The sequence below is a fragment of the Arenibacter palladensis genome (assembly GCF_900129275.1).
GTDB lineage: Bacteria > Bacteroidota > Bacteroidia > Flavobacteriales > Flavobacteriaceae > Arenibacter > Arenibacter palladensis.
The window spans coordinates 372,267-398,450 of sequence record NZ_FQUX01000002.1 but is presented as its reverse complement, the minus strand read 5'-3'; the positions used below and the strand labels follow the sequence as shown (position 1 = coordinate 398,450).

General features: G+C 38.0%; 24 protein-coding genes and 1 riboswitch. Of the genes, 5 read left to right on the top strand and 19 right to left on the bottom strand.

Annotated elements, in window-relative coordinates; genetic code table 11:
• Nucleotides 1–64: 64 nt before the first annotated feature.
• Nucleotides 65–886: a sensor histidine kinase gene (locus BUA60_RS07690; RefSeq protein ID WP_072861176.1), complete on the bottom strand. Its 822-nt coding sequence runs from the start codon at nt 884–886 to the stop codon at nt 65–67.
• Complete coding sequence (locus BUA60_RS07685) at nt 877–1,248, bottom strand: PAS domain-containing protein (RefSeq protein WP_072861175.1); 372 nt, start codon at nt 1,246–1,248, stop codon at nt 877–879. The genes BUA60_RS07690 and BUA60_RS07685 overlap by 10 nt, the downstream gene beginning before the upstream one ends.
• 641 nt (nt 1,249–1,889) lie before the next feature.
• On the opposite strand from BUA60_RS07685, the gene BUA60_RS07675 reads away from it, so the two are divergent.
• Entirely contained in the window at nt 1,890–2,282 is a 393-nt protein-coding gene (locus tag BUA60_RS07675) for a response regulator (RefSeq protein ID WP_072861173.1), read from the top strand.
• 50 nt (nt 2,283–2,332) lie between these two features.
• Here BUA60_RS07675 and BUA60_RS07670 read toward each other — a convergent pair whose 3' ends face one another.
• The 3 genes from BUA60_RS07670 to BUA60_RS07660 form a co-directional block, all read right to left on the bottom strand.
• Nucleotides 2,333–3,028 (bottom strand): DJ-1/PfpI family protein, encoded by a 696-nt coding sequence (locus tag BUA60_RS07670; protein ID WP_245802508.1) that lies wholly within the window; start codon nt 3,026–3,028, stop codon nt 2,333–2,335.
• A 71-nt stretch (nt 3,029–3,099) separates the two neighbouring features.
• Complete coding sequence (locus BUA60_RS07665) at nt 3,100–4,362, bottom strand: NAD(P)/FAD-dependent oxidoreductase (protein ID WP_072861171.1); 1,263 nt, start codon at nt 4,360–4,362, stop codon at nt 3,100–3,102.
• Nucleotides 4,363–4,420: 58 nt separating this feature from the next.
• Nucleotides 4,421–4,993, bottom strand: coding sequence for a Crp/Fnr family transcriptional regulator (locus tag BUA60_RS07660; RefSeq protein ID WP_072861170.1), 573 nt, complete (start codon nt 4,991–4,993; stop codon nt 4,421–4,423).
• 239 nt (nt 4,994–5,232) lie between these two features.
• On the opposite strand from BUA60_RS07660, the gene BUA60_RS07655 reads away from it, so the two are divergent.
• Nucleotides 5,233–5,925 carry a LytR/AlgR family response regulator transcription factor gene (locus tag BUA60_RS07655; RefSeq protein ID WP_072861169.1) on the top strand — a complete coding sequence of 231 codons (693 nt, stop codon included), beginning with the start codon at nt 5,233–5,235 and terminating at the stop codon, nt 5,923–5,925.
• A gap of 132 nt (nt 5,926–6,057) precedes the next feature.
• Here BUA60_RS07655 and BUA60_RS07650 read toward each other — a convergent pair whose 3' ends face one another.
• The 13 genes from BUA60_RS07650 to BUA60_RS07590 all read right to left on the bottom strand — a co-directional run bounded on the left by BUA60_RS07650 (nt 6,058) and on the right by BUA60_RS07590 (nt 21,029).
• Nucleotides 6,058–6,342 (bottom strand): Trm112 family protein, encoded by a 285-nt coding sequence (locus BUA60_RS07650; RefSeq protein WP_072861168.1) that lies wholly within the window; start codon nt 6,340–6,342, stop codon nt 6,058–6,060.
• On the bottom strand, nt 6,339–6,986 hold the full coding sequence (locus BUA60_RS07645; protein WP_084532531.1) for a thiamine phosphate synthase: 648 nt from the start codon (nt 6,984–6,986) through the stop codon (nt 6,339–6,341). The genes BUA60_RS07650 and BUA60_RS07645 overlap by 4 nt, the downstream gene beginning before the upstream one ends.
• On the bottom strand, nt 6,977–8,032 hold the full coding sequence (locus tag BUA60_RS07640; RefSeq protein ID WP_072861167.1) for an AIR synthase family protein: 1,056 nt from the start codon (nt 8,030–8,032) through the stop codon (nt 6,977–6,979). The genes BUA60_RS07645 and BUA60_RS07640 overlap by 10 nt, the downstream gene beginning before the upstream one ends.
• A complete protein-coding gene (locus tag BUA60_RS07635) occupies nt 8,032–8,754 on the bottom strand; it encodes a class I SAM-dependent methyltransferase (protein WP_072861166.1) in 723 nt (240 codons plus the stop codon). The genes BUA60_RS07640 and BUA60_RS07635 overlap by 1 nt, the downstream gene beginning before the upstream one ends.
• A gap of 62 nt (nt 8,755–8,816) precedes the next feature.
• Nucleotides 8,817–8,912: riboswitch (TPP riboswitch) on the bottom strand.
• Nucleotides 8,913–9,222: 310 nt separating this feature from the next.
• Complete coding sequence (locus BUA60_RS07630) at nt 9,223–10,110, bottom strand: PorP/SprF family type IX secretion system membrane protein (protein WP_072861165.1); 888 nt, start codon at nt 10,108–10,110, stop codon at nt 9,223–9,225.
• Between the two features lie 37 nt (nt 10,111–10,147).
• Nucleotides 10,148–13,078 (bottom strand): T9SS type B sorting domain-containing protein, encoded by a 2,931-nt coding sequence (locus tag BUA60_RS07625; protein ID WP_072861164.1) that lies wholly within the window; start codon nt 13,076–13,078, stop codon nt 10,148–10,150.
• A 937-nt stretch (nt 13,079–14,015) separates the two neighbouring features.
• Nucleotides 14,016–15,788: an assimilatory sulfite reductase (NADPH) hemoprotein subunit gene (cysI, locus tag BUA60_RS07620; protein WP_317043185.1), complete on the bottom strand. Its 1,773-nt coding sequence runs from the start codon at nt 15,786–15,788 to the stop codon at nt 14,016–14,018.
• Nucleotides 15,757–17,577: an assimilatory sulfite reductase (NADPH) flavoprotein subunit gene (locus tag BUA60_RS07615; protein WP_072861163.1), complete on the bottom strand. Its 1,821-nt coding sequence runs from the start codon at nt 17,575–17,577 to the stop codon at nt 15,757–15,759. Before BUA60_RS07615 ends, cysI begins: the two co-directional genes overlap by 32 nt.
• A gap of 19 nt (nt 17,578–17,596) precedes the next feature.
• A complete protein-coding gene (locus BUA60_RS07610) occupies nt 17,597–18,232 on the bottom strand; it encodes a peroxiredoxin (RefSeq protein ID WP_072861162.1) in 636 nt (211 codons plus the stop codon).
• A 226-nt stretch (nt 18,233–18,458) separates the two neighbouring features.
• Complete coding sequence (locus BUA60_RS07605) at nt 18,459–19,352, bottom strand: LysR family transcriptional regulator (RefSeq protein WP_072861161.1); 894 nt, start codon at nt 19,350–19,352, stop codon at nt 18,459–18,461.
• Between the two features lie 129 nt (nt 19,353–19,481).
• Nucleotides 19,482–19,913 (bottom strand): META domain-containing protein, encoded by a 432-nt coding sequence (locus BUA60_RS07600; protein WP_072861160.1) that lies wholly within the window; start codon nt 19,911–19,913, stop codon nt 19,482–19,484.
• 10 nt (nt 19,914–19,923) lie between these two features.
• Nucleotides 19,924–20,541: a Pr6Pr family membrane protein gene (locus tag BUA60_RS07595; RefSeq protein ID WP_072861159.1), complete on the bottom strand. Its 618-nt coding sequence runs from the start codon at nt 20,539–20,541 to the stop codon at nt 19,924–19,926.
• A 125-nt stretch (nt 20,542–20,666) separates the two neighbouring features.
• The gene (locus BUA60_RS07590; protein WP_072861158.1) at nt 20,667–21,029 is read right to left on the bottom strand and encodes a hypothetical protein; all 363 of its coding nucleotides are present in this window, start codon (nt 21,027–21,029) and stop codon (nt 20,667–20,669) included.
• Nucleotides 21,030–22,330: 1,301 nt separating this feature from the next.
• Here BUA60_RS07590 and BUA60_RS07585 point away from each other — a divergent pair.
• From BUA60_RS07585 to BUA60_RS07575, 3 genes are all read left to right on the top strand, one after another.
• Nucleotides 22,331–22,876 (top strand): RNA polymerase sigma factor, encoded by a 546-nt coding sequence (locus BUA60_RS07585; RefSeq protein ID WP_084532530.1) that lies wholly within the window; start codon nt 22,331–22,333, stop codon nt 22,874–22,876.
• A 5-nt stretch (nt 22,877–22,881) separates the two neighbouring features.
• Nucleotides 22,882–24,150 carry an outer membrane beta-barrel protein gene (locus tag BUA60_RS07580; protein ID WP_072861157.1) on the top strand — a complete coding sequence of 423 codons (1,269 nt, stop codon included), beginning with the start codon at nt 22,882–22,884 and terminating at the stop codon, nt 24,148–24,150.
• Between the two features lie 591 nt (nt 24,151–24,741).
• On the top strand, nt 24,742–25,413 hold the full coding sequence (locus BUA60_RS07575) for a fibronectin type III domain-containing protein (RefSeq protein WP_178346981.1): 672 nt from the start codon (nt 24,742–24,744) through the stop codon (nt 25,411–25,413).
• Between the two features lie 75 nt (nt 25,414–25,488).
• Here the strand turns inward: BUA60_RS07575 and BUA60_RS07570 are convergent, their stop codons facing one another.
• A complete protein-coding gene (locus BUA60_RS07570) occupies nt 25,489–26,166 on the bottom strand; it encodes an ABC transporter ATP-binding protein (RefSeq protein ID WP_072861155.1) in 678 nt (225 codons plus the stop codon).
• Nucleotides 26,167–26,184 lie beyond the last annotated feature (18 nt).

Genomic DNA, 26,184 nt, shown 5'->3' with positions numbered 1-26,184 from the left:
AAAATTAACCCAGATTTATTTTTGTTCTCTTATCAAACTCAATCAATTATATTTTATGCATTTTTTAATTGTTTAAATTTATGGTGAACAATGCCCCTTCATTAGGTTTGCTTTTGACTTCGATCTTTCCACCATGTGTCTCAACAATAGATTTAACAATGTACAGGCCAACCCCTACTCCTTCTTCATGGGTATGCAAGCGTTTAAATAGGCCGAACACTTTTTCACCATGTTTTTCAGCGTCAAAACCAAGTCCATTATCTTTTATGAGCAGATAAACACTTTCGTTGCGCTTTATGGTTTTTACTTCGATTTTTAGTAACCGATCCGGGCTTTTGAATTTCATCGAATTGCTTAGCAGATTTTGTAGGATACTTATTAAATGCAAGGGTGGATATTCAATTTCAGAGCATTCGGAAAAGTCTACGTCGATGTCGGCGTTTTTAGATTTTAGACGGTCAGGAATATTCTGTTTAACTTCATCAAATACCTTTTCGAATTCCAGGTGTTTTTTCTGGTCATTTAGGGTTGTTTTAAAATTGATGACATCGTTCAGAGCGAATACCTTTTTATAAACTTGTTCAATGTTATTTTTCAATTTATTGAATAATTCAATATCCTTGTCACCACGAATACTTTGCGTATTTATCATTTCAATTAACACATTGAGATTGGTGATAGGAGCTTTCAAATCGTGAGCGGCAACATAGGCCAACTCTTCCAATTCTCTATTTTTTGTTTCAACTTTTTTGGCGTTCAATTCCGCTTTGCTTACCTCTTCTTCCAAAGCTGTATTTAACTTCTTCATTTTTTCTTCCGCCTGCTTACGTTCGGTGATGTTTTGAATGTGGACATGTACTACCGGCCTATCGTCAATTATATACATACAGGGCGTGATATCTGCAAAAAAACGGACCCGTCCTTACGTTTAAAGGTTCTTTCAACAGTTAACTTTTGCGTAGGTATCTTGTTCCTACCAAATCGAATTGAAGGCTCTTGATCAACTTTGTATTGTAAGTCTATTAGTTTCTTTCTTAGTAGTTCATTCTTGGGGTAACCAAATTCTTTGATGGCACTGTCATTCGCCTCAATGATACGCATGTCCATATTATGGATGATTTTTGGAAAAATGGAGTACTTGAAAACTTGTTTGTAAATGTCATTGGTTATTTTAACTTGTAGAAATTCTTCAAATGGATTTGTATTGTCTGAATTATCCTTTTCATTCATTTCCTTATTAAAGTCCATTTTTATGATTTTTACATGTTTCTGATGTCAGAAATCAATTCATTTTAATATTGCCTTAAGACCATAAATAAATATCTGTTGTAGCATGCAGCTATTCTAGATCATAGTCCCAATCTAACCTTTCCTTGATCTTGTTCCCTAATAGTACCCAAAATAGTTAATTTTAAATAAATGGAAACTTGTAATGGGCATTTTTGGAAAAAGGTTCTGCAGTATTAATGGGAATAATGGGTCATATAATAAATACCGAATACATAATGGCATTAAAGTTGGTCAAATTACTTATAATCTAATTCTTGTCCCAGACCACATTTTGGTCTTTTCCAATATCATGGACTTTCCATACATAGCAACCAAATCCCCACTAATTTTTTGGGATGAATTCACAATTTTTAAGTTTAGGATTGTGCCATTCTAAAAATGTACGTGTCATGAACCAATAAACCAGATACTAAAACAGTTCAGCGAATTTCTATTGAGTTGAGGCTAGGCAGTCCTTATTTTGAGACATATAAATAAGTAGCTATTATTTCAGGGATTATTTTGGATTATTAAATGAAATCGGAGATTAATTTGGTAAAACCGATCTTATATCCGGATGTTAATTGTTGATGACATATATTAAGGTATATTAGATTAATATGAGAGAAGAAACCTTATGGATAATTGATGATGATATGGTATCACAATTTGCCATTAAGTATAAGATAGGGCAATCTTACCCCAACAATAGGGTTAGTACTTTTTATTCTGTTCAGGAGGCTTTAGCCGCCCTAAAGGAATGTATGGATGGTAAATTGGCGTTTCCAGAAAAGGTTTTATTGGACTTAGGCTTGCCAGTACTTACAGGGTGGCACTTTCTGCAGGAACTGGAAAAAATTCGGGGAAATATTACCCCGTTCGAAATTTATATCGTTTCCGCATTTTCCAATTCCATGGACCGTAAGCGCGCTAAAGATCATTCTTTGGTCAAGGGCTATTTTGAAAAACCGTTGGATAACTTTGCCGTAGACCAAATATTTATGTCGCGGTAGCATGATCATGGATTAGGTTATGCTGTTGTCCATTGAGACAAAAGTGATACCTAATCTTTCCAATTTTGAAGTCGATCAAGATATAGATAACCTTCAACAAACTTTCTATGCCCTGGACCGGACATTTTCTCCAATAGATTTAAGGCCGAAATGTAGCTTGCCAAATTACCGTTCGAAGAGCTGAATTTTCCGTCCTCTACAAAGGTCACCAAACTGTCGTTCTGTACCTTTAGATTAGGGTAATCCTTCTGTAATTGTGTGCCCCCTCCGATCCAGGTAACAATTTTATGTCCATCTGCAATTCCCGATTTTCCGATCAATTGTGCTCCGGCACAATTGCTTATGGTATATAGCGTTTCCCTATTTTTTTCCTTTATAAAACTTACAATTTTCTCATTATGAACTTGTGCGTACATGTCATAAGCACTTGGAACAAACATGGCCGTAAGTTGTGGGCAGCTCTCAAAGGTGTAATCAGGAACAAACCGTATACCTTCCTCCGATGTTATCGGGTCCGCATTTTCAGCAATGGTTATTACATTAAAAAGTTGCTTTCCTTCTATACTTGGTTTGGCAAAAACATCAGAAGTGGCAATGACTTCACTCTGCAGGACGCCATTGAACATCAGAAGTCCTATCGTAGGCAATTCCTTTTTGAAAGGTTTTAAGTGTTTCGTCAAAGTGTCCGTGGTAATGCTCTGGTCTGGTAAATGTCCAGTTTTGGCACTATTTTTTGATTGGTCCATTTTGCAGCTTCCGAAAAAAACCAACAATGCAACTAATATTAGATTATACTTTTCCATAAGTCCTTAACGTATTACTTTTTATCATTTGGTTTTATGATCATTCTAAAATACTGATCCTTATACAGGTAATACCCGATCCAATTAATCAATGTGCGAAACCTATTTTTAAAATTAACCAACCCCATAATATGCACGAAAATCCAAATTAACCAGGCTATAAATCCTTTTATAAAAAACCTTTCTTTTGGCAAATCAAAAACTGCCTTATTTCTTCCAATAATTGCCAATGACCCTTTGTCCTTGTAATTGAAAGGAGTCCATGGGCTTTTGTCCCTCTCTAAATTAAGGGCCAAGTTCTTGGCCTGTTGAATTGCGGGTTGGGCCAATTGGGGATGGCCTTCAGGATAGCCAATATCTCCTTGGACCAACGCACAATCGCCCAATGCATAAATATTATCGTATCCGTTGACCAAGTTAAAAGAGTTGGTTTTTAACCTTTTTCCCTTTCCAAAACTGTCCATGGCGAAACCATTGTAAGCCTTGGCAGTTACCCCGGCCGCCCAGATTAAATTTTTGGATTCTATTGTAGTACCATCGGACAGTAAAACAATGTCTTCCTTAAAATCATTTACCAAACAGTTCAGCTTTATTTCCACACCCAATTCATTTAGCTTGGAGGAGGTATAGCTTTGGGAGTTTTTTGACATGGTATTCAAAACTGCACTTTGACCATCTATTAAATATATTTTTCCTAAATCACTTTCACTCAATTCCGGATAATCTTTCTTCAAAATAGAGGTCTTCATCTCTGCTAAAATGCCTGAAAGTTCAACTCCTGTAGGTCCGGCTCCAGCGATAACAAATGTCAATAATTTTTTTCGTTCTTCTTTGTCATCGTGTCTTGTTGCCCTGTCCAGCCTAGTAAGAATGGTGTTTCTAAGAGTTAACGCATCACTTATGGTTTTCATCGGTAAACTATACTTTTCAATGTTCTTATTACCGAAGTAATTACTTTCAGTACCTGTGGCCATAACCAATATATCATAGTGCAACTCACCATTGCTCAGCATTACTTTGTTTTCATTGGGAACCACTTCCAATAAACTTCCAAGCCTAAAGCGAACATTCTTAAAGTTCCTCAATATTTTTCTAAAGGGGTAACTAATGGCCGATGGTTCCATAAACCCGGTAGAGACCTGATAGATCAAAGGCGGAAAGAAATTATAATTATTGGCATCTACCAATATGGTTTGGTACTTTGGTGAATTTCCGATCCTTTTTATCAATTCCAAGCCAGCAAAACCTCCCCCTACTACTATTATCGACTTTTTCATAGTATTCCATTTAAGGTACAAAGGTCCTGGATTCAGCCATAAATAATCTTGAACTGGTTCAAGAAATATCTTTTTTATTTAATTTACTTACGTATTCCGGCGATAAGCCTAAAAAGCTTGCCACTAGATATTGAGGTACATTGTTTACAAAATCAGGAAAGGCCTCTTTAAACCTAAAATAGATTTCTTCCTTTGAATAAATAAAAAGATACTTTATCCGATTAAGTGAGGCACCATAAGCTGTTTGATATATCTTTCTGAAATAAGTTTCCATTTTTGGAAACCGTCGAAGTAATTCTCTTTCGTTATTATGTGTTAAGTGAAGTATGGTCGAAGCTTTAACTCCTTGGATATAACACTCTGAACGCATATTGTCGTGATAGGCCAAATAATCCGTAATCCACCAATTCTCTATGGCAAATTGTAAAGTATGCTCGGTTCCCCCTTCATCAATAATATACAATTGTAGACACCCGCTTAAAACAAAATAGTGGTCCAGGGATTTGTTTCCGGGTTCGTAAAGCAGTTCTTTTTTTTTGACAGTTTTCAAATCAAAGTACTTGGCAATCTCCTGAAACTCATTATTGTCAATGGAAGTGTATTTGTTAATATGTTCGAACAGTTTTTGCATTTTAATAGATTCATCTAATATCAAATTTAGCACAATTCATCGATTACCCTAGACCATTCAATTTTTTAGTTTTTTCAATGATTTAATTAAATCAAGTATCTGAATAGACAGCCACCCGATAATTAACTACCCATAAGTATCATTTCACAACATATTATAAAGGGTTGTCATCATTTATTGTGCTCAGGTATGTCATTTGGGTACCTTGAACTTTTTATTAATCAATTTATCCCCCGATTATGACATTGAGATGTATAATAGTGGACGATTCGTTCATGCAGCGAACTACCATGGCCAGATTAGTGGACAATCATCCGAACTTAGCTATGGTAGCCGAATATAGTAATGCCATTGAGGCAAAAAATGGTCTAAAAAATAACGAAATAGATCTTATTTTCCTGGATGTGGAAATGCCCATCATTAGTGGTTTTGACCTTTTGGAATCATTGGAAAACCCACCGCAGGTAATTCTGATTACCGGTAATCCCGATTATGCGCTGAAGGCATTCGATTATAACGTAACCGATTATCTTTATAAACCCATTTCTTTGGCCCGGTTTAATACATCTATAAAAAGGGCAGTAGCCAATTATGAGCAGATTAATAAACAGAACGAGGAAGAGGAGTACATCTTTGTAAAAAGCAACCTACGGCAGCGTAAAGTAGTTCTTAACGACATAAATTGGGTCGAAGCTCTTGGCGATTACGTTAAGTTGGTGACGAATGAAGGCAATGTTGTTATTCTTTCCACCATGAAATCTTTTGACCAAAAGTTGCCAAAGGATAAATTTCTAAGGATACACAAATCCTATATCGTTAATCTGGAAAAAGTTGAAAAGTACAATAGTAAAACAGTAGAAGTAGCTGGTAAACAGGTACCTCTTAGCAGACATAAAAAGACAGAACTCGCCGAGGCTCTTTACAACGTCTAAATTAAAGGAGCCTATAATTTGGATTTGAATATCGGGGTATTACCCCCGATATTTTAGCATGTAAATTTAAGCTGATTTCAATTCTACTGCAATAAGTTATTTGCAATATGGTTTTCCAAGAATAACTGCGATCTAATTTTCTATTTGTTCAGGCTCGGTTAGACGAAAGTTTTCAAACTTCTGACCTTTAAGATGTTTGTGCCATTTTTCAATTAATGGTCGTTCAAGTTTAAACTCACGGAATTCGTCAGGACTCATGATTGGTATTCCTTTTACGATCGGATACAACCTTTTGCAAGATGAGCATACAAAAAAGCCTTCCAAAATATTATCATCTACATCTTTTGTGATTTCTGTTAGGTTAAGGTCCCCTTTGTCAAACGGACAACAAAGTTTATCAATTGTTTCTTTTTTCATAAGTTATTTAATTTGTGGGCATATTTTTTAATGGATTCGTTGGGGGCATCGCTACTCATAATTCCTGACACTACTGCAATTCCCGTATATTTTAACTCATCTAGTCGATGGAGGTTTTCAGGTTTGATTCCACCAGCTAAATAAATAGGTAAACCGTAATTTTTTGACGTATGATGAATGGTTCTAAAATTTACAATTTCACAACTGTTGGCCGTTTGTGACTGGAAAATGGAACAGAATGAAATATAATCCAGCTTGTTCTTACTTGCCCATTCTACATGGGTTAAATCGTTGTTGCATGTAAGTCCACTAATAAATGGATGGATTACACTTCTTACAATAGATGTATAATCCTTTGGAATATCATCAAAATGTACACCATCCAATAACGAATTATTAAGCAGTTCCCATCTGTTGTTTATCAATACCGGAATATTTTTAGCATGGCATTGTTCACAAATCCTGTTGATCAGTTCAATTATGTTTTGGTTGACTTTAAAATTGTCCCAAATTTGAACTGCGGCTAATTTTTCACTCAAACATAAGTTTAATTTATTCATGAGAATCGATTCATCCATTGCCGGGTCGACAATCAAATAGATTCCAGAACCCATGTTTCTTTTCGCTTTCCCCCTTATTTCCATCCTGAATTGAGTGCTTTGAAAAAGGCCGCCCAGTAAGGGTCGTTCTCATTGTACAATAGATCATTGGCTACATCATTGGTAACGAGTTTAATACCCTGCTCCCTATGGGTTATTTTTCCCACTTCTGAGCAGAAAATATTTTCCCTGGCCAAACGATTGATAACTTTTTTTGCACTACCCTCCTTACAGGTGATGATCATCGAACCTGCTCCAATACAGTAACGTGGATCCAACGAAAACAATTTACAAACTTCACTTTGTAGAATGCCTATAGGTAGTTTGTCGTTATAAACGATTGCACCATTGTTCGAGGCGGTTGCCAATTCATATATTGCACCCAAGACACCTCCTTCCGTAACATCGTGCATGGCGGTTACATCATTATGTTCACGGTTCTGACCTACAGCTGCCAGGGCGTCCTCAAGGGAAGAAGTTTGATAAAAAGTAGCGCATGCCTGTTGTTGTATTTCGGAACCCAGTTTGTTAGTAACCGTTTCAGGGAAACACATAGCAAGTATGGCCGTCGAAGAAATAGCACATGATTTGGTAACTAATATCACATCGCCGGGTTTCGCATATTTAGAAACCAGTATTTTAGTTTTCGGAGCAATACTGACAAATGTCCCACCGCCTGCGATGGTAGAATTTTGGCCTTCAATAAAACCTGTATGCCCCCCGGTAATGGCAATGCCTATTTTTGAGCAAAAGCTGTGGATATAATCCCAATATATTTGAAAATCGGATTTCGAAAAAGTACTCGGAAGATTTAGAACAAACTGCCCATACATAGGTGCATATCCCGTGGTTGCCATGTCATTTGCCATTAATTGCACGGATAGCCAAGCGGACTCTTCCAAACCTAGACTTGTAAGTAAGGTCAGAGGGTCACTGGTCATGGCCATCGCCATAGTTCCGGGTAAATCTACTATGGAAACATCAACACCAAAATTAGGACCTACACTTACTTCCTCTCTTTTAAAACCACATTTATTACTGATAAACTGCTCAAATACATGTGGGTCTATTTTCCCTAGTTTATCACCCATTATTTTACGTCGTTTAACTGGATATATAAGCCAAAAAAGTCCCCTAAGGGTAAACTCCATTGTTGGATTGGAAACCATTTTGGTAGGCCTGTACACGTCCATTCAATGGAATAATCGCGTCCTTGAAGTGCCTCTTCGATAATTTTTGAAAGTTTTTCAGGTGTATAAAAGGTCGCTGTTAGATAGAAAGGATTCATGCCAAATACTTCTTGTATTCTTCTTCTAACTACCTTGGTCGAATTTCTGTTCATCATTCCCATAGCTATTCCATATTTTCCAACACGTGCGGCTTCGCGAATTACTTGTACTGGGTTCTTGTAATATTCAAATGTGGTAATGAATGCAAGCGAATCAAAAGTATGGTCCTTAAATGGCATGTAGTGTGAGTCTGCCATAACCAGATCACCTTCAAATAGTTCTACGGCTTGGGAGAGCATTAGTGGTGATATGTCACCACCAGTAGCCTCTATGCCAATCTCTTTCCACCAGCGTGTAAAACGTGTTGTACCACAGCCAAACTCCAATAGTGTTTTAACACGTTTGTCTTTTGAAACCAATTGCTCCATTACCTTTTTTTGCCATATTTCAGCACGCTTGTACCTACCTTCATACCATTGTTCGTAGGTGTCTGTATGTTCTCTATTAAAAAACCATTCTGGCCTGTTCTGCCAGTTTTGATCTTCCTTGGGAATAAGTTCTGAAGTTGCTTTTTCTATTTTCATTTTATATTATTTAAAACAAAAACTCCATTCTTTGGGGTAACCAATGAATGGAGCCTAAAATGAAATATCTTAGCTTGCATCCCTACGTTGGCATTATCCAAATCAGGTCTCGGGTATTATCTCAGCTTGGCTTTTACCAGGCACCCCGTGCTTTTGTGTTGATAAATGTACGATTAAAATTTAAAATTCTAAGCTATACTAAATGTTTCAAGAAGGTAAATTGTGTTACTCAAGTTTCTATTGAGAGTATCCATAATAATTGTACTTGGAAGGCACGGTCTTTGGGAAACGCCACTGTACATATTTTTGGTTGCAAGGGAAAACGGTATTGGTTCAAGATGGGCTGGCTTGAAGAATTGAATACCACATGTTTAAAATGTATTGGGATCCATCTCCGTTACATTGCCATTTAAAATAAAAAGGGTTATTGCATCTGCAATAACCCTTTTTACATTATTATGTTAACGGCTAGAACAGGAACCGCAGCAAGAATTCATTGGTGTTTTTTGCACTGGCCAATTCGCTTCGGGTACTTACCTCATAGGCATATCCCAAGAGGAGTCTTTTTTTGATGCTGATATTCACTAGTCCGGCAAATGCCCCATCTGTCCTATAACTACCTCCGAATTCCAAAATGTTATCAAAGGAAAGCATAGCGTTGAAATCCACAGAAATTGGAGCCCCGCTTACATAACGCCCCATGGTCGACGGTCTCAGCATTAGGTTGGTGGCTGGATTTAATATTAGCTCATATCCCGCAGTGGCATAGACATGTGGCTTGGCCAAAGCTGCCGTAGCCACTCCGTTGTCGTTATCCGCTCGGTCAGTGGACAATAACCTGGGCACTGCCAAGGAAGCATACCACTTACCGTTTTTCAACAATGCCCCTACCCCAACATTGGGATTAAAGCGGGATATAGTGGAAATACTGGGGTCTGAATTTATGTTATAGGTCTCCAGACCCGAGGTGTTAACACTGTAGGTGTTGCCGCCTGCCTTTAATCCAAGGTATAGTTCCGTTCCTTGGGATAACTGTAGTCTATAGGAAAAATCGATGCCCGTAAAAGTCTGACTCTCTACAAAGGTATTGCTGTTGTAAATGGATATCCCGATCCCCAAATTTTTGCTCAGGTTGGTCCCAAAGGATACCGCCTCTGCACTGGGGGCATCCCGTACGCCTGTCCATTGTTGTCTGAAACTGGCAGTCACCATTGTTTCCCCGTCCACGCCTACAAAGGCCGGGTTATAACTGTTCATATGGTACATAAAATTAGTGATCACCCCTTCCTGTTGGGCAAACAAACTTCCGCCCACTATCAAAAGTGCGCCTAAAATAATCTTATTTAATATCTGCATTTTATTGATTTCTTTTTTTCTGTAAATTATAGTTTGGTTATCGTGAAGTGATATAAAGCCATCCGTCCTGGTCTACTTTTCCATCTCCCTCATAATCGATCTGGAAATAATAGGATCCGGCATCAGGAAGTTTGGCTCCCAGGTCTTTGTAACGGCCATCCCAATTATTCTGGTAATTCCGTGCCGAGAAGACCTCTTTCCCCCATGTGTTGAATACCCTCACCAGTGAATTGGGATAGTTCTCTATATTGGAAATCACCCAGGTATCGTTGATTCCGTCACCGTTAGGGGTAAAGGCTTGGGAAGCGTTCAGCTCCAACGTATCGCAAACATCACCATGGCCATCACCGTCCCGATCTTCCTGGCCCGGGTTGGAAACCATAGGACAGTTATCCAGGGAATCCTGAACTCCATCACCATCTGCATCCTTTTGGGAATCTGAACAACCATCGGCATCCGCTACCTCATCTGCAGGGGTATTTGGACATTTGTCCAGATTGTTGCTTACACCATCGTTATCATCGTCTTTTTGACTGTCACTACACCCATGGGCATCTACAGCCTCATCTTCAGGGGATTCGGGGCATTGATCTTCCGCATCGTTCACTCCATCAAAATCACTGTCCTTTTGGGAATCCGAACAACCATTGGCATCCGCAGACTCTCCAGCTGGAGTAGTGGGACATTCGTCTATCTCATTATTGACTCCATCACCATCTTCATCTTTTTGGGAAGCAGAACAGCCTGTGCTATCTGCAATTTCACCCGAAGGAGTATTGTCACAGATATCAATGGCATCAGAAATACCATCATTGTCACTATCCTTTTGAGAATCTGAACATCCGTTGGTATCTGCTGTTTCTCCATTTGGAGTATTGGCACAGGTGTCAACATCATCCATAACCCCGTCGTTATCACTATCTTTTTGACTATTTGAACAACCATTGCTATCCACAATTTCTCCTGAGGGTGTATTGGCACAGGCATCCAAATCATTCCTCACTCCATCTGCATCCGTGTCCATACTTATGGTGGGCACATCCGCTTCTTGTGACCTATTCCCTAGTTCGTCTTCGGCAATGACCACAAAGTTGTTAGGGGCATTATCCGATAGGGATATTGTTAAAGACCAGGCCGAAGTAGTATTCTCTCCCACGTTCGCACTGGCCAACACAGTGCTATTGTCTGCAAGGCCATCATTATTCAAGTCCGTATATAAATAGATGGTAATCCCATCCTCATTATGGCTACCACTAATTTCATAAGTATTGGCTACGTGCAATACGGAGGTGGTCGGATCTAGAACAACTGGTAATTCAGGCGCCGTTGTATCCAACATTAACTCGTGGATTGTCGCCTCAGAAGTGTTTCCAGAGCCATCGGTTGCAGTTAGGTTAATGTTATAATCACCATCGGTCAGGGTGGGAACCACTGCGTTCTCATCTGCAATAGTGGTATCTAAGCTCCATTCACCTTGATCATTAACGGCAACGGAATATTGTATGGCATGGGAACCATCATTAAAACTTATTGATACCGTACTATTGGCCTCAGCTGTACCACTTAGTGTCGGATAAAGTGTATTCTGCTTGGATTGCGAGTTGACAATTGGTGGTTCTGGCGCTACATTATCCACAACCTCAATATTGAAAGTGCTTAAAGAAACAGTTACATTGGAGGCATCCGTGACGCTAAGTACAATTCCGTTGTAATGTCCAAGATCACTAAATTCAGGAGTACCGGATAACTTCCCAGTTGTGGGACTAAAACTGGACCAACTAGGCTTGTTTAAAATACTAAAAGTTAGGACATCGCCTACATCTACATCATCGCCTATTGGGGTAAAGCTATATTCCTCACCAATATTGATCTCCGAAGCAGGAACTCCAGTAATAGTGGGTGCATCGTTTACATTGGCGACTGTGATGGTAAAACACTGATCCACGGTATCTGTGCCATCGGTAGCGGACAGACATATCTGATGATCCCCCACGTCCTCGTTGGTGGGAGTGCCGTTTAACACAGCTCCTGTTTCAAGACTAACCACCTTGTTGAAGTCGTTTATGCCCCATATCAGGGTACCACTATCATTCATAGTCATTCCCCAGACCCTACCTGTGGTTGAAATATCCGTGGTAGTAGATAAATCAGCAGATAGTTTTTTAACTCCTGCACCAAAACTACTTACATAAATGTTACCTTTTGAATCCAGCTTTACATCTGAGAGGCTGGCACTGAAACTCTTAATATTTGCTGTTAGAACATTATTTTCAAATTTTGACAAATATTTGTTGTTATAGCTGGCTATGAACAACGCGCCACTTGAATTGAATCCCAATCCAAATGGATATGGTGTACCGGTAACATAGTCCGTGACATTATCATTTGACAAGTCAATTTTACTAATTTTATTGACACTATACTGCGCTACATATATATAACCATCCTTCTCTACCATAGCCAAGGGGTCTGTAATCGGGTTGATCCAATCGACTTCCCCAGCTCCTGGATTGGTTAAGTCAAGTTTTGTTATTTTATTCATGTTATAATAAGCGATGTATAAATCATCTCCTATTACCAACATTGCATACTTGGAGCTTGCAGTCACAGTCGCAAAAGAAGTCATGGTACCATCGGGTGTGATTTTAAAAATTGTTGTTCCGGATAGCTGCGCTACATAGACATTACCTTGAGCGTCTATAGCAACTCCTCCGGGACCGGTTATCGATCCGCCAAAATCTTTTGTGGTTATACTCCCCGATTCAAAAGTTAACCAATCGGGTAGAGTGGTTCCATCTTTTACCGACATGGTCACCACATCATTATCTGCATCAGATGCATTTAAGGTGTAGTTGTAAGCTTGGTCTTCTGTAGCCTCTGTTTTGGCTGTAGATGTAATGATTGGGGCATTCTGTGCAGCCAAAGAATTACTTAGAAAAAGTAGTAAAATTGTAGTAATTTGTTTCATAAGGGGTATTTAGAAGTTAAGTAGCTAGTTATAATATTATTGTAGCTTTTTTCTTGTTAAATATTGTTAACGATCCTAAGTTCGACATATTGTAGGCACCTTCAATTTTATAATTTTATGATAATTTTTCTTGGGACTGAATAATAATTGGGAGCAAAAAAAAAACTAATTCCAAGATGGCCATAGTTTTTGTTGTGAAAAAGAGAACAGATAAACTTTAAGTTATTAGTAATCAACCATTGTATTATTTTCTTCAGGCCGTTTTTGTGGTAAACATTTTATATCGTCAAAAATGTATGCCAAAAAGTTCCGGGTTTACTGGACATGAAAAAGCAGCATCAGTTCGATTATGTTTTGCGTACCTATAAACTATCCAAAAACTGAACAGCTTTTAGCTTTTCTAGTCGGCACAGCTTTGACCTAGAGAGGGCCTTTGAGTTGTGTTTATTTTTTGGGTATAATTATTAATGACACTTATACGAGGACCTTTATAGAATTAAATCATTAATAATTTCTATAAATATGATCTCCTTCTTTATGGACCATTACCTTAGTTTCAAGTTAACGTTTTCCGTTTTCGTAGTTCGTAATTTTTGTTCTAGTTTACATAGATGCTATCAACTAAAATTGATATCCGACTGGCAGATGATGATGAGGACGATTGTATGCTCTTCAAGAATTCATTGACGAATATGCTAACAGTGAGCTGAACAAAGAGACCACTTTTAGTATTTATATTCCTGTTTGATTAAAATTTGAAACTAAAATTGTTGATTCTAAAAAGGAATATCCAAATTCCCAAGTTTTTTATCCTTATGGAGTTGTCCGAATAACTAATAATCCATCGACATTAAAGCTATTACTATGGGAGAAGATTATAGGTACCATGAAATTCATCCTTAGTGTTTTTTAGAGTTGGTTTCATATAAGCAATGCTCTAGTTCATAACCCGTATTGGCCGATCTGTTGGTTCAACAATATTCTTTCTGATTACGAAATCTCCAAAATGCTCCTCCCCTAACCTATCCTGGGCATAGGCTTTAATAATTGGCTCTAATTCCTCTAAAATGTTTTCCTCGGATAACATTTCCTTATATAAGGTATTTAATCGGTCACCGTTATGGCTTGCACCCAAGTACATGTTATATCTACCAATGGCCCTACCCACAAAACCTATTTCCCCTAGTGATGATCGTGCACAGTTATTTGGACAACCTGTCATCCGAATATTAATTTCATCTTTCTCCAGGCCATTATTTTTCATAATTACCTCCAGCTTATCTATTAAGGAAGGAAGGTAACGCTCTGCTTCGGCAAAAGCCAATCCACATGTGTTCAATGCGACACAGGCCATGGAACTCTTGCGTAGGCCCGTTAGTTTAGGATGGTTACCAACACCATACAATTCCAAAATAGCATCAATGCCCTGCTTTTTACCTTCCTCTATATTTCCAATAATGAGATTTTGGTTACCTGTCAATCGAAAATCTCCTGTATGAATTTTGGCAATTTCCCTTAAAGCCGTTTTTAGCTGATAATCATTTTCATCCCTAACTCTACCATGTTCCACAAATAAGGTGTAAAACCATTTATTGTTGGAGCCTTTTAGCCATCCATATTCATCTCCGTTTGATTTGAATCGATAGGATTTTGGTTTGGCCAGATTCCATCCCAATCGGTTTTGAAGTTCCGCTACAAACCATTCCAACCCCCTGTCGTCTATGGTATGTTTTAATCTCGATAACTTACGGTCAGATCGGTTGCCGTAATCCCTTTGGATGGCTATTACTGTTTCGGCTACATCAATCACTTTTTCCTTCGGCGCGAAACCAATAACGTCGGCTAATCGCGGATAAGTGGCGTCATTACCAAAGGTACTTCCCAATCCACCACCAACACATATATTATATCCTGCTATGTTATTGTTTTCCTCAATAGCAATAAGTCCAAGGTCATTCGCAAAAACATCGATGGCATTGTTTGGTGGAATTGCCAATGCTATTTTGAATTTTCTTGGAAGGTAGTGTTGATGATACAATGGTTCAAAATCTGGGGTTCCCGCTACTTTTTCCTGGTCCAACCAAATTTCATGATAGGCAGTTGTCTTTGGAAGAAAATAATCGCTTATTTCTTTTGCAAATTGGTATACCTCTTCGTGTATATGGGATTGGTAAGGGTTTGGATTGCACATTACGTTCCTATTCACATCCCCGCAGGTCGCAAGCGTACTTAACAAAACTTCGTTAACCTTTTGAATCGTAGGTTTTAAATTCCTTTTTAATATGCCATGAAATTGGAAAGATTGTCTAGTGGTCAATTTAAGGGTGCCATTTCCATATTGCTCAGAAAGTTCATCTAGGGCCAACCATTGCTTAGGAGAAGTAACACCACCAGCAGCTCTAACTCGAACCATAAACTGGTACAATGGCTCCAATTTCTTCTGCCTTCGTTCACTCTCCAAATCCCTGTCGTACTGCTGATAAGAACCGTGGTATTTTATAAGCTTGACATCGTCGGGAAATAAAGCTCCGGTCAAAGGGTTTTTTAGGCTGTCCTTTATACTCCCTCTGAGGAAATCGCTCTTGTCCTTGATATGTTCATCTTCCGATAATTCCTTGTAATCCAATTGTTTTCCCATAAAAATATTTCCTTGGTATTTTAGCTCACCTGAATCGGCCTTAATAGATATCTGCTTGGTAACGGTTCGCAATTTGAAGATTTTTTACATACTCTTCTGCCTTTTCAATAGTTATCCCCCCCTGTTGTTGTATAATCTGCTTTAAGGCAACATCAACATCTTTGGCCATTTTTTTAGCGTCACCGCACACATAAAAATGCGCTCCTTTCTCCAACCATTCATATAACTCCTTACCGTTTTCCAACATTCTATGTTGTACATAGTGCTTTTGATCCTGATCTCTTGAAAAGGCAACATCTGCTTTGGTCAGAACCCCCTCCTTCAAATATTGTTGCCATTCTGTCTGATAAAGGAAATCTGTAGTGAAATTCCGATCGCCAAAGAAAAGCCAGGAAGGTCCCTTTTTGTCCAATACTTCCCGTTGTTGCATAAATGCCCTAAATGGCGCCACTCCAGTTCCTGGACCAACCATAATAATAGGCACTTCAGGATTTTTGGGAAGCTTAAAGCGTGTATTCCGATCAACAAAGACCTTTACTTTATCGCCAATATCAAGCCTGTCTGCCAGGGTAGATGAACAATGCCCTTCCTTGTTTCTGCCTAATGCACTATATCGGACAACCGACACCAACAGATGTACTTCTTCATCAACTACATCTTGAGCCGAGGCTATGGAATACATCCGTGGGGTATTTTTGCGCAAAATGGAAATCAGTTCGTCAGAGGTCAACTCGTACGGCACCTCGTTTATCAGATCTAAAAAATCACGTCCGGAAAGATACTCCTGAAGTGCAATTTTATCCTCAAGGATTTTCTTTAACCCCTTATTGCCTGTTAGTTCTGCATATCCGGAAAGCGTGTTCCTTGAAAGTGGAGTAAGTTCATAGTTATATGTAAGTGCATCATGTAGCGTTTTGGTACCTTCATAGGTTTCTACCTCCTTTTCACCCGCTAACTTTGTGGTATGCAAAACTGACTCTACCAGTTCATGGGAATTGGAACCGTACACCCCTAAGGCATCCCCAGGCTCATATTTTATTCCAGATCCTTCCAGATCCAATTCAAGGTGAACGGTCTCTTTGGAAGATCCCTGTCCGTTTAGATTGATTTTCTCGAGAATGGTGGCTTCAAAAAGATTATTTCTGGAATATAGGGACTTATTAGCCGGATTATCGGGAATGTTCTCTGCTTTGACCGGGGAAGTTTGGCCATTTGTCTGCACTACGGCACTAAGAAACTTGCTTTGCCAAGCCTCTGCCTGTTCTGCGTAATCTACATCGCAGTCCTCACGCGGAACAATTCTTTGAGCTCCAAGTTTTTCAAGTACGGTATCAAAATCTTTGCCAGTCTGGCAAAAGTCAATATAACTACTATCGCCTAGGCTTAAAACCGAGAATTGTAAATGCGCCAGGTTTGGTGCCTTATTGCTGTGCAGGTATCGATAGAAATCTTCAGCTTGTACCGGGGGTTCTCCCAATCCATGGGTGCTTACGATTATGGCCAATTTTTTGATGCCCTTGAGTTCCCTGGTTTTAAATGAGGCCATGTCGGAAATTACTGCATCAATTTCCAAATCCTTTACCTTGGAATGTAGGTCTTTGGCCAAACTTTCAGAATTACCTGTATGGCTCCCGAAAAGAATATGCACTTTTTCGTGTTTAAGCTCATTTTTAGTATTGTGGCCCGAATCCAATGGTAGATTTCCAGTAGCGGGGTTGTTCAAAGACGTATGAATGAGCCCTTCGAAATAACCACTTAGCCATTGAAGCTGACCGGAGTCAAGTCCGGACAAAGCTATATTGAGTTTGTCCACTTGCTCATCGTTGAACGGTCCTCTGTCCAATCCTCTTTTTAGTTCCATGTTTTCAGATAATAAGTAATTATTTATTGGGCTGGGGCGTATACCGCAAGTATGGCTTTATAACTCGATGGCCTTTAGGATATTTGGCTTCTACATCTTCCTGCCTCACTCCTGGTGGAATAATTACATCCTGGCCATCTTCCCAATCCACTGGAGTGGCCACATTATGTTCCGCTGTAAGTTTTAGTGAGTCGACAACGCGGAGAATTTCGGAAAAGTTTCTTCCCGTAGAAGCGGGATACGTAATAATGGCCTGTACCTTTTTGTCGGGACTGATAAAATAAACAGATCTAACTGTGGCAGAAGTAGATGCGTTGGGATGTATCATATTATAAAGGGTTGCCACATTTTTGTCATTATCCGCTATAATAGGGAAATCCACATTGCAGTTTTGGGTTTCATTGATGTCCTTTACCCAGCCATAATGTGAATCCAAGTCGTCAACACTAACAGCGAGTACCTTAGTCTTTCTTTTTGCAAAATCTTCCTTTAACTGGGCGGTCCTGCCAAGTTCTGTTGTACACACAGGGGTATAGTCTGCAGGGTGTGAATATAAAATTCCCCAACTATTGCCCAGCCATTGGTGAAAATCTATTTCACCTTCCGTCGTCCGCGCCTTAAAGTTTGGCGCATCGTCTCCAATTCTCAAACTCATATCTTAAATTTTTAAATTATACTATTAGGCAACTTCAAAATTAATGAAGCCTTTCAGATTCAAATTTACGAGGGTTTATTCCCAATAGCCAATTGCAAATATTAATTTATGATAACCTAAGGTTATGACGATTGTCGACCTTGATGAGTGGAAGTTATAATAGAGTTTAATGTAATATTAGTGAATAGATGCTTCTATCGATTCTCAATTCAATAACCAATGACAACTAAAAATTATGGTTTCTCCTTAAAAAATTCATTAGTAATAAGGACAACCCTCCTTCAGGACCTTGGGGCGTTATAAAATAAAATTGCCTGTGGATCGGCAGTTTTTTAATCTCTATTATCTTTAAGACGCCGCTTTTAAGTTCTTTAAATATGGCATGTAAGGAAACGAATGCCATACAATCAGAGTGTTGTAGGTAGGATTTTATGGCTTCCGTGCTGCCCAATTGCATTTCTATTTTTAGGTCTCCAAGTCGGATTCCTTTTTGCTTTAAAGCATCGGCAATGACTTCCAAGGTCCCCGATCCGGGCTCCCGTAATAGCAAAGGAATGTTCTTCAGGTTTTCGGGTCTTATCTCTTCTTTGGTTGACATAGGATTTTTACTCCCGCAAACCAGTACGATCTCATCTTTTAAGAAAGGGGAATAGTGAATTTCACGCCTTTTGGATTTGCCCTCAACTACGCCTAGTTCAATGCTCTTATTTAGAAGGGCCATCTCAATTTGTTCCGAATTGCCACTGAACAGCTCTACCTTCACATCTTGGTGCATAGCATGGAACCGGGCCAATAATGGAGGTAATATGTACTGCGTAATGGATGTACTGGAACCCACATGTAAAACCCCTTTGAACGCCTCGTTGAACTGGTTTAGATCAAACTCGATTTGCCTATAGATTTCTTGAATGTTTTCTGTATGTTTTAGAAGAACTTCTCCTGCCCTGGATAGTATTACCTTGTTTCCCCTTCGATCAAAAAGTGCCAGGTTAAATTGACTTTCCAACTCTTTTATATGTTTGGTCACAGCAGGTTGGGATATTAATAATTCCTCTGCGGCTTTGGTAAAATTTAGCCTTCTAGCAACCGTATGAAAAACCTTTAAACGAAAATCGAACATTTACAATATTACTCATATTTTTCAGTATGGAAAGTTGGAAAAATAAAAATCTGCTTATAAGAATAAAAATTACCAAGAGCTTTAGGTATTGAAAGCAGTAAATAACCCAGAAGATTTGAACGCAATGGTCTATTCTTTTATTTTTTTGAATCTCATCATGGGTATTTCTCCAATCATTAAATTTAGCCTACCCTCCTTGTCAAGGCTAAAGGCATTTATTTTTTTCATCATATTCAAAAACTGTGGTTCGCCATCACCACAATACATCATTGTGGAAGGACCAGGTTCGCCTATGGTGATACTATTACCATCAATTTTAAAATCGGCGGAATAACCGTTACAGCTGTTATTGCCCGTAATCTTCCCTGTGGTTTGGTTAAATGAAATTACCGGCTTCTTGTCCGGATATAGGCCATCAAAAGCAATCCGCGTTCCTGATATATACTCCAATTCCCATATGGAATTGTAAAGGTTATTATTACTCCCATTCTTAGTTGCGGTACATGAAACGATAACCACCATAAACAAAAGGGTTGAAACTAAAATGTAATTCTTTTTCATATAATTATTCTTAGATCAAGTTTTTACGAAATTTTCCAGTGATTATGAGCAATGTCATCATCAGGATGGATACACCCAAAATTATGCCAATATTAAACAGGGAACGTTCGAGGCCTATTTCAGGTATATTTAGAAATGGATAGGGATAATAATTTGAAATATATCCTCTTGAAACTATGAACACAACATAGATCAATGGATATAGTAACCAGTTTAGAACTGATTTGGTCTTCAATTCAGTTGTTTTCGAATAGATGAACCAATATATTAACATGTAGATCGGGATAACCGTATGTAGTAATTCATCCACCACAAATTGTAAGCCGGTAGGGTTCCATATGTGTCTTAAACTAACCTGATATACCAAGCCTACAATTAATATAAATGTAGTTAAGGCAGTAATGGCTCCATTGGACAGAATTAGGTTTAAAGGATTCTTCTTGGAATCTAAATATGACATTGTAAAGTATAGTGCGACCAATATATTGGTCAAAATGGTGAAAAAACTAAAAAAACGAATAATGGTTTCAAATAACCCTGCTTGCCTATTCATAATCAATAGGATAAATTGACCAATAATTGCAAACCACCCCATTGTAAGTCCTATGGTTTCAAGTTTTCTTTTCATTTACTTTGAATTAATTAACTAGACCAATGGCAATATACTTATTATAAAGAAATCCGAATATTAGAGAGATATTGAATGATGAAGTTTTAAGACTTGGTAAAAAAGCTATTTATTTCCTACAACGATTATTCCTTTGCTTTGGAAATTATCCGATTCTTCCAACCCATGATTGCGGAATGCCCTTTTAAATGGGCATCATGGGAATGATAGTATATATTCTTTTTCAAATCCAAAATAACCGGCCATTGTATGTTGTCCACTCCCTGCCCCAATACATTGACAATGGCCGTTTCAACAAACTTCGAGCATATTGGCCCCAATAATCTAATTTCATCATGATGACCTGGACCGGATAAACCAATATAATAATCAGCAGGTTTACCTGAAAAGGAGCATATGGGTATTTCTGGCATATCGGGCAAAGAATTTTCCACAAGTCCTCCGAAAGTTTCGCTATTTGAAAACAAGGTATTTCTGACACTTTTCATAAATCCAAATCTAGCCTCTTTTCTGTTTGGATAGAAGATTGCCCCATTTATTTTATCATCTGAATTATTAACTATTAAATAGGCTTGGGTTCAGATTATTACAGTTTTAATCAACACAACTTGTTTTTTACCTAATTTAATTCCATAAGCCGAGTATTGGCTGGCATCTGTTTATACCTTGAAAATATAGGTATTTGGGATTTAATGAACTTGTCCTTCCCAAACCGAGACACCCCAGATGGCGGCTGGCCGGCAAGTATTTCCATAAGGCTGTTGCAAGTTCAAAATAGGTCTCATAAATGATCAAAATACTTTGGTTTGTTAATTTTAATTCGGCTGAAGCAACCAAATCTAATGATTGACGTCTTCTACGAAGAATAATTAATCTTTAATGAGATTATGGGTAGCGACGATGTTAAACTAATTTTCGGTTAATAAAAAATAATCCCAACGAACACCTAGGTATTGAATCAACCTTGACATTATAATACAGAATAGGATTGCATGAATAGACAATAGTTCCATGGCTGAAAATCGTTCGTAGCGCGGTTAATGGTATAATGGCCCCATCACATAGAATTTCCATCCTCCCCTAAAACTTAAAATGGAAATAATTTCAATTGTCAACTGGATCAATGTTATGTGGGCCTATGAGTCCTTTGGGCCTATTTCTGAAACAAAGTATTAAGCCATTTTTGAAGTCCGGATATTTTTTTTCTATGTACATGTAGCGTTTTACCGCAACCTTTCGTATAGGGAATAATTTAGGTTAATGCCATGGTCCGTAGATCATTCGGGTAATTGGCGTTAAGGTATTTAAATTCAATCTAATAACTATGCGAAGGAATGGGCCATTTTGTTTAAAGCACTATTGATGCTGGGCCGTTAAAGGTAATTCTGTCCTTTTGGAATAGGGAAGACATATTGATTTTAAATTTCGATCAAGATTAATATTAATAAATTTTTATTGGTATAAGAATAGTTCTTGCACCGCTTGAATCAAAATATAAAAAATAACAGCCGTTGCTTTAAAGGGTCATTTGATTTGAACCGGAACCCATTTATTTTAAGTATCCATTTTTGGATGGACCAAAGTTCAATAATGTCCCTAAATATATATTATTATAAAGCCATAACCATCATTTTAAATAATTCTAAGTATAAAGTGTGAACGGTTTTTTTAAAATATGGGAACCTGTTCATTCACAAAATAAAATTGCGGAGAAAAAGAACAATCAATGTGGCTACCGGTTTCAGGAAATTCTTTTTAATTCCCTTAACTGGTATAATTGTGAATAAGGTTGGGCAAGGACACTAAGGATGAAGAGACGAAATTAATTTCTGGTTGTATTTCGAAAATAGGAAAAGATCAGGAACGTCTGTATAAGAAATATTACGGTTATGTCATGGCAATAGGAATGGCATATTGTACAAATAAGGATATAGCAAGAGAAGTGGTTGATGATACCTTTATTAAGATTTTTGATTCGATCGAATCCTTTGATCACAAACAATCCTTTAAAGGTTGGATAAGAAAAATAGCCATTAATTGTGCCATAGATGAATTTAGAAGAAACAAAAAACATCTATATCATTTGGACGTATCCGATTGTTCCAGGGATTTGCCGGCGGTGGAATTATTGGACAACTTGGACATTGATGATATTTATCAATTATTGGGAGAACTTCCTGAAATGTTAAGGACAGTTTTTAATCTCTATGAAATCGAAGGATATGACCATAAGGAGATTTCTGAGTTAATGGGCATAGGCGAAAGTTCATCTAGGACTTATCTCGCAAGAGCTAAGGAGAGATTGAGGGGCTTGGTAACCAGACATTTTAAATAGTAAGGATGAAAGAACAATTTGACGAAGAATTGGCAAATAAATTAAGAGACGCAATACTTCACCATGTAGAAGTCTATGAGGATGGCGCATGGGAGCGTTTTTTAACCCGCAAGAAGAAAAGAAAGAACCGTATTCATTATTGGTGTATGACGGGAGTCGCCTCTTCTATGTTGTTACTGATTTCAATTGGCTGGATATTAATAAAAAACCCACATCATCCTGTAGATTTTCAATATCCCGTAACTATAAAGGACTTCCCCCTACCCCATTCCAGAATATTGGAATCTACATCAGGCGAGGATAGTGTTGGAACTGGTATAAATCTCCTGAAAGAGAGCACCGAGATGGATAATATTAATGTAACTAAAGTTAGTGATTCTAAGCAAATGCATCTAGATGCTGAAGATACATTGGCCCATATGAATGGTAGATATGTCGATTCTAAAGGAAAAGTGAGAACAATAGTTGCCGTAACAAAGTCTGTAATGATATTTGAGAACGCTTTGCCTATTCAAGTTGGAGACATTGATTTGTTCAATTTACCCTTTGACAATTATGATTGGAATACAGAGCAGTTTGCAACTCTCAAAAAGGATGTCGACTACAAAGTTACAAGTACTGTCCAAGGGGATGTTGAAATTGGATTCCAGGTGTCGCCAAGTTATGGTTCAAATAATGCCAATAGCCAGACCCTGACTTCCACCAACTTTGGGGCCGGGGTTGTTTTGAATGTGCCGATAAAATCCTCGGCATTTGCATTTAACACTGGCGTCATATTTAATAATTTGCGACTTAAGAATGAAGAATCAATTCTTGCAACATCTGAAGCCTCAATGGAAGAGGATAAATACAATAAGGAAGAAACCAGTCTTAAGAATTTGGATATACCTATTAATATTATGTACAAGATCCCTAGTAAAAGAAACTTTATTTTTATTCAAGCAGGGATGTCGTCCTATTTAACGTTTAATGAAAATGCGGTAGCAACAAAAACGACCTTCCGTGAGGTAGAGGTATATCACGATGTTAATGGGACTATGCAGAGTTACAGGGTTAAGGAAGAGATATCTTCAAAAAAAGAATCAGACTATAAAGGAAGTCGGTTACACCCCTTTGGTACAATTAATTTATCCATTGGTTATAAGGCTCCTTTATCGGATCGGGTAAAATATGAAATACAACCCTTTTATAAGTTACCGTTAAATTCTATATCCACTGATAATACCAAAGTTCCGATGGGCGGTATAGCCTTAAAAGTTTCCCTGAATCCATGATTGTATTCTGGAAAATCAGTACTTATAAATAAAATGATATGGAAATATAGCTGTGAGTCGGACATTTGGATACATGCAGATAATTCTGGCAGCATAGTTTTCTAGAGCCTTTAAATATATTTTATTGATTGAACTATGTTGGATGGGTTTAGTTAAGAACTGGTATTCATTATCATTGGAATAAATTGTCTTTAAGTCCACTGGAATAATGTGAATGAGTACACGAAATAAGACATAGGTTGGAAAATCACTAGAATTTGAATTAGTTGTTGTTTTTATTTATCAAAAGTCTCTATTATTCTTGATAGGGGCTTTTTTTGTATCCTCAGTTAATCCAAGTTATTGCATTTGTCATCCATGTTAAATAGTGCGTTGAAATAGCATCTCTCTTAACATTTAGTATGATATATTGTTCGTCGGAAAAACAAAGTTTATGAGCCACCTTGTCCAATGTCTTTTATTGAACTTGGCCATATTTAGGATCGATTTTTCATTCTCGTTTGGATTATTTTAAAAAAAAAATTAAAAGCATGTAGCGTTTAGTAAAGCTTTAACGTAATGGGGTTATTAACATTAAAAAACAAAAATTACATGAAAAACAAGATTAAATTTCCATTGTATTACTTTTTTATTAGTATGGCTTTAGCCCCAGTTTTGACAACGTCATGTAGTAAGGATGACGACAATGATTCGGATTCAAAAGTAGCGGCCCCTACCCTAAGCAATGCCAGTGAACTTATGGCTACTTCGTTTAAAGCATCCTGGTCGAAAGTGGATTTGGCGGATAGTTACCTCATTGAAGTTTCCACCAAAGCTGATTTTAGTACTTCGGTTACGGGTTACAATAAAAAATCGGTTACCACCAACAGTACCACAATCAGTGGATTAGAAGGGGAAACCAAATATTATTTCAGGGTCTACGCAAAAGATGGTGGTGACGTGTCAAAAGCATCTGCAGCTAAAGATGCTACGACCACTAAACTAATAGCAGGACCAGTGCTAAAGGATGCAACTGATATTCAGAATACATCATTCAAAATTGAGTGGAGTGCAATAACCGGAGCAGATAAGTACCTGGTAGAAGTTTCCACCAAATCGGATTTTAGCTCTACCGTTGCCGGTTTTAATAAGAAGGAGGTAAGTGAATTATCCGCAGCCGTAAGCGGTTTGACAACCAAAACCAAGTATTACGTTAGGGTTTATACCAAAAAAGGTACAGATGTATCCAAACCATCGCCGGTCAAGGAAATTACAACAAGTTGATTGTGATAAAGTGTTTTTAATTGAGGCTACCCTAAAAAGGTAGCCTTTTTTGTAATTAAGTAGTATCTAACTGTACTATCCATTCAATGCATTGATTTGTCGACCATCCAATAGATTGATGGTTCGTGAACCGTACGTAGCATTCTTTTCTGAGTGGGTAACTTGAATTATGGTAACCCCTTCATTATTCAATTGCTTGAAAAGTTCCATAATCTCCTCGCCCTGTTTGGAATTTAAGTTTCCGGTAGGCTCGTCGGCCAAAATAAGTTTCGGAGATGAAATTAATGCGCGCGCAATACCAACCAATTGTTGTTGTCCACCACTCAGCTGTGAAGGAAAAAGATCTTTCTTTCCAACTATATTAAAACGATCCAAGGTATCAGCCACCAAGGATTTCCGTTCAGAGCTGCCGACTTTCTTATACAACAAGGGCATTTCCAGATTTTCCTTTACCGTTAGGTCATCCAACAAGTGGTAGGATTGAAATACAAAGCCAATATATTGTTTGTACAAATTGGCTCGATTCTTTTCTTTTAAGGTGTGAACTGGCTCGTTCAAAAAACTGTATTCCCCTTCGTCAAAATTATCCAACATGCCAATAACATTGAGTAACGTTGATTTACCGGAGCCTGAGGGACCCATTACGGAAATAAACTCCCCTTCTGCCACAGTGAGGTTTATATCCTTCAACAAGAAGATACGTTGCCCGCCTGAGTTTACCCATTTAAAAATGTTGTTTAGTTGTAATAGCATAATTATTGTTTATCATTT